Below are 4,035 nucleotides of genomic sequence, written 5' to 3'. Positions count from 1 at the left end.
CATGAGGTAGGATTATGGATTGCGTAAAGCTGCCCCATCCTTTCGGGGTAACCCTACCAGAGCGTGCGCTTTTGGTAACAGAAGGGTGCGAAGCCTCTGGAACAATATGGTAAACTTAGAAAGCTCAATTCTGACAAACTGTTAGGGTAAGAGACTATGGAAAAGCGCAAGCTGAACTTCTGAATGAAGGATCGTGAGAACCAACAAGTGAAATGAGCTGACGACACTTGAGCCAAAAGGCAAGGAATCAGGATACAATGGCTTCTTCTACATTGAATCGAAAGGACGAAGCATTCCCGGTCTACGAAGAAGTTCCTAATGTCTCAAAATTATCCATAATCCGGAACATGGTAAGACCGATACGTTCCTCATTTGAGGTAGGAAGTCGCGAGACGGACCGAAGGCGTAGCGGTTAAAGGATGCATCATCAAGCGAATGGTCGTTTGTAATGAACGATATAAGGGTTCAAAATTTGCCCTGACATGAAAGTGTGCAGACTTGATGCTAGCGTAACACGGCAAAACTGAAGGTAAACCTATGAACGCAAGAGATTCAACGACACGTAACTGTGAGAACCTTGCGAACGGCAACCTCCAAACCCAGTGGGAAAGAATCAACTGGAAGGAGGCAGAAACCAGTATTAATGGGCTACAGGTTAGAATTGCAAAAGCGACCAAAGAAGGAAGATGGAATCTAGTTACACGACTTCAATATCTATTGACGCATTCGTTCTTTGCGAAAGCATTAGCAGTGAGAACTGTCACCCAAAATAGAGGGAAAAGAACAGCTGGTGTCGATGGCGAAATCTGGATAACCCCAGCAGCCAGGATGAAAGCCGTTCTCTCTCTGACAGATAAAAGGTACAAAGCAAAACCACTCAGAAGGATTTACATACCCAAACCAGGGAAAAGTACGAAACGACCCTTATCAATTCCGAGTATGTATGACAGAGCAATGCAGGCGTTATATGCGATGGCGCTCAGCCCAGTGGCTGAAACCCTTGCAGATTCCACTTCGTTTGGATTCCGCAAATTCCGAAGTGCTCATGATGCATGCGACTATGCATATAACACCCTTCATAACGAATACTCTGCAGAATGGATACTGGAAGCAGACATAAAAGGCTGCTTTGACAACATATCCCATGAGTGGCTGATAGAGAATATACCGATGGATAAATCAATCCTGAAGCAATTTCTCAAAGCAGGTTTTGTTTTCAACAGACATCTGTTCTCCTCTGATAGAGGTACTCCCCAAGGTGGCGTAATCTCACCGATTCTCGCTAATATGACTCTGGATGGCATCGAAAAGATGTTAGCAGAGGAATTCTGGACATGTCCTAGAGGAAGAGTTTACAAACCTAAATGTAATAAGAGGAAGGTGAATCTCACCCGGTACGCAGATGACCTGATTATAACCGCAGACGCATATGAGATTGCGGTGAAAATCAAAGATATGCTGACTAACTTCCTCAAAGCAAGGGGTCTGGAACTATCTGAAGAGAAGACGAAGATAACCCACATAAAGGAAGGATTCCATTTTTTGGGGTGGACATTTCGGAAATTACACGGGAAACTTCTTGTGAAACCCTCCAAAGAGTCAATCAAACGAATCAACGACAAAGTGGGCGCACTGATTAGAGAGGCGAGAGCATGGACTCAAGATAACCTCATCCAAAGAATAAATCCAATAATTCAAGGATGGGCGAATTATCACAGATATATGGTATCCAAACGTATCTTCACGAGACAGGATCATATTCTCTGGAACCAACTCTATAGTTGGGCCAAGAGAAGACATCCAGATAAGTCAAAGCAATGGTTAAAAAACCGTTACTGGCATCGTGATGGAAAAAGAGATTGGATATTTGAGACTAAAATCTCCAGACTCATCTCTCTATCATACATCCCAACTGTCCACTATCGAATGGTTATACTCGAGAAAAATCCTTACCTTGACCAAGAGTACTTTAGGCAGAGAATTTTGGGATACGAATGGGAAGATAAATTCCCGCAGATGACTCTTTTCCAGTTTCCGATTTTTGAGCTACCCGATACTTAAAGGGTGTGAAACGCTCGAGCGTACTGCGGTGAAAGTCGCAAGGTGCGTTCCATGAAGGGGGGAGGCAGGTAACTTTTCTCTCCCTATTCGACCGGGGAAGGGAGTAATCCCTACCCTGTTATTCGACAAATAATTATCCTAATTTAATCCTTGAAGATGTATATGCTATTAGAATTAGAAAAGGAGATTGTGATGATGAAGATGAGGATGATGATGACATATCTGATGCAGATCTTAATGGAATAACAGAAGCCCTATTAAGAGGTAACAATTTAAGAAATAACGAAGTAGTAAAAAAATTTGAAAAAAATGGATATTATTTTTCAGGTGTGACATTAAAATACGCCCATACTAAAATTCCGATTAAATTTTCCGTTGATTTATTTTTTAAAAGCAAACCCAGTATGCCTCAAATTAAAATTGTTAATGCCTGGGAAGTTATTGATAGTCAAGAGCATCGATGCAATTTGTCTGAATCGGACCAAGATAAATATTCTACCGAATTTTGGAATAAAATGGAAACAATATATTTGAAAATTTCTCAAAATAAATAATGGTTTAATTCTCATAGCCATATTCTTTTAACAATAATTCTTTACCCTAAACACAGCCCCTTTCTTCTCCTTCCCCTCCAGTACCCGCTTCACCCTTCGGACCGGAGCCACATACAACCTCCCATTGATCACCATCTTCACTCCTCTCCCACTCCCGGAAAGGCTCCCCCATCCCGGTCCCGGATCACTTCCTCTCCCAACCGGAAAGAACCGGGATCACCTGGGCTCTCCCGATCTGAAACGATCCAATCCCGTCCAGTATATCACAACCTTATCTCCCTCCACCCGGAACCGGCCGACCTTCTCCAGCGAGCGGGACGAACGCTCGCGAACTACCGCAAAATTTCCCACGACACACCTCCGGAGGGGAAGAACCCCTCCAGGTCAGGCCTTTGCAGCCTCCGGTCTGCATAAACTCATAAATTTCTTTTCTCTCCTCCTCTGCAGGATCTTCTCCCGGTTCTGGTGATAATACGCCCGGGAGTTCTTCCGATGCTGGAAGACCTGGTATTCACTCCTGACCAGCCGACCCGCATCACGTCGCTGCACAGGCCTCCTCCTGCAGGCAGACCCGGAGATACCCGATACCCTTCCCGGTCAGATCACAGATCCGGTTCCTCCGGACCGAACACTGCACGAACTTCAGATGAGGACATCCTTTCGTAAAACAGGCCTCAATGGTGGGTCTTCGGGATAGTCTCATGCTGATCCTCCATACGCCAGTCGCCGCACCCGGGAATACCGGTCACAGGCCAGGCAGTTCATCTGCCACCGGTGTAACGGACATTTCCCGAGCGTGCACGGGCAGTAGATATTCCTGAAGACCGGAGAACGGTCCACGACCAGCGGGGTGATCATATCGTCACCTCGGATGACTCGCAGAGATGCGAATAACAGATCTCACACATCTCGAAGTGATCACCTGGATCCTTCCAGGCGATCGCATCACCATTACAGATACCGCCGCTGTTTAAGCACCAGTCCATTTCTGGAGATGGGAGACACGAATGATATCGGTGTATTTATATGTACTATTCAAACCCTGACAAATACCCCTCATAGTTCAGAATAACCTGTATGGATAAAAAATCGTTTGCAGTATTCTCATGTAATATCCCGAAACAGATAACGTTGGGTTAAATGAATGATGAAAATGATTTACTTTTTATGATAAAAAAGAGATATTCTTGTCATAGGAATGAAAACTGGATGGTGTTGAAGATAAAAACTCCATTTGGCTCGGAAGAGATTATATGAAATGTAAAATCGTGGGAATTATTTTCCTGATTCTTTGTATGGGATCAGTGGTAACTGCTGAAGAGAGAACTGTTTCGAGTGAGCAGGTAACAAATTCAGGTGGAGACTGGACGATGAGTCCACAAGCTGCTTTGGCACTGGAAAAAACCTATGCTGTTGATAT

5 protein-coding genes are annotated in these 4,035 nt (G+C 44.3%); 2 read left to right on the top strand and 3 right to left on the bottom strand.

The window, feature by feature from the left end:
• Positions 1-537: 537 nt before the first annotated feature.
• Together ltrA and LUQ50_RS08390 are read left to right on the top strand one after the other, a co-directional pair.
• A complete protein-coding gene (gene ltrA / locus LUQ50_RS08395) occupies positions 538-2,061 on the top strand; it encodes a group II intron reverse transcriptase/maturase (protein WP_300039074.1) in 1,524 nt (507 codons plus the stop codon).
• A 678-nt stretch (positions 2,062-2,739) separates the two neighbouring features.
• Positions 2,740-3,084 (top strand): hypothetical protein, encoded by a 345-nt coding sequence (locus LUQ50_RS08390; RefSeq protein WP_300039071.1) that lies wholly within the window; start codon positions 2,740-2,742, stop codon positions 3,082-3,084.
• A 66-nt stretch (positions 3,085-3,150) separates the two neighbouring features.
• Here the strand turns inward: LUQ50_RS08390 and LUQ50_RS08385 are convergent, their stop codons facing one another.
• From LUQ50_RS08385 to LUQ50_RS08375, 3 genes are read right to left on the bottom strand one after another with little or no spacing between them, the layout of a single operon-like run.
• Positions 3,151-3,318 carry a hypothetical protein gene (locus LUQ50_RS08385; protein ID WP_300039068.1) on the bottom strand — a complete coding sequence of 56 codons (168 nt, stop codon included), beginning with the start codon at positions 3,316-3,318 and terminating at the stop codon, positions 3,151-3,153.
• The gene (locus LUQ50_RS08380) at positions 3,315-3,473 is read right to left on the bottom strand and encodes a hypothetical protein (protein WP_300039065.1); all 159 of its coding nucleotides are present in this window, start codon (positions 3,471-3,473) and stop codon (positions 3,315-3,317) included. Before LUQ50_RS08380 ends, LUQ50_RS08385 begins: the two co-directional genes overlap by 4 nt.
• On the bottom strand, positions 3,470-3,601 hold the full coding sequence (locus LUQ50_RS08375) for a hypothetical protein (protein WP_300039062.1): 132 nt from the start codon (positions 3,599-3,601) through the stop codon (positions 3,470-3,472). The genes LUQ50_RS08380 and LUQ50_RS08375 overlap by 4 nt, the downstream gene beginning before the upstream one ends.
• Positions 3,602-4,035 lie beyond the last annotated feature (434 nt).

Origin of the sequence: Methanospirillum sp. (assembly GCF_028679455.1) — an archaeon.
Lineage (GTDB): Archaea > Halobacteriota > Methanomicrobia > Methanomicrobiales > Methanospirillaceae > Methanospirillum.
The sequence above is the reverse complement of the archived record's forward strand: the minus strand, read 5'-3'. Positions and strand labels throughout refer to the sequence as shown.